General features: G+C 59.5%; 1 protein-coding gene. It reads left to right on the forward strand.

All coding sequences use genetic code 11. From position 1 onward, the window contains the following. Window positions 1-533, forward strand: a 533-nt coding sequence (locus E6C55_RS34070) for a fibronectin type III domain-containing protein (protein WP_168736015.1), incomplete at both ends; no start/stop codon positions are given.

Raw genomic sequence — 533 nt, forward strand, 5'->3', positions numbered from 1 at the left:
TGGCCGCCGTTGTGACGAACCGGACGATTACGCTCTCGTGGGACACGGTGGCGCCCGATGCGCAATACGAGGTGGAAGTGGACGGCAAGATCACCGACATCGGCACCGACACGACGTTCCACCACGGGGGCCTGCAAGCGGAAGAATTCCATTCGTACAAGATCCGATGGAAGAACGCAGAGGGGACGAGCCAATGGGTGGCGGTGCTGTCGCTCTCGACGCTGTCCAATCCGCTGGATGGACAGATGCAGGTGGAGGCGTTCGCGACGAACAACAGCATCGAGCTGAGATGGGATAAGGTGAACGGAGCGACGGGGTACGACATCGAGATCGATGGCGATGCGGTCGTGGAAGGAACGGGCAGCTCGTATACCCATAGCGAATTAAGCTCGGGAACGTCGCACATGTACCGGGTGAGGGCGAAGAACGAGACGGGTGTGACGGCTTGGAGCGATGCGATTGTCAAGAGCACGACCAGCCCGACGTATCAAGTGAAGGCGACGAAGGACAAGACGTTCAGCCTGTCGATACTG

The sequence above is a fragment of the Cohnella fermenti genome (assembly GCF_004801405.1).
GTDB classification, from domain to species: Bacteria; Bacillota; Bacilli; order Paenibacillales; family Paenibacillaceae; genus Cohnella; species Cohnella fermenti.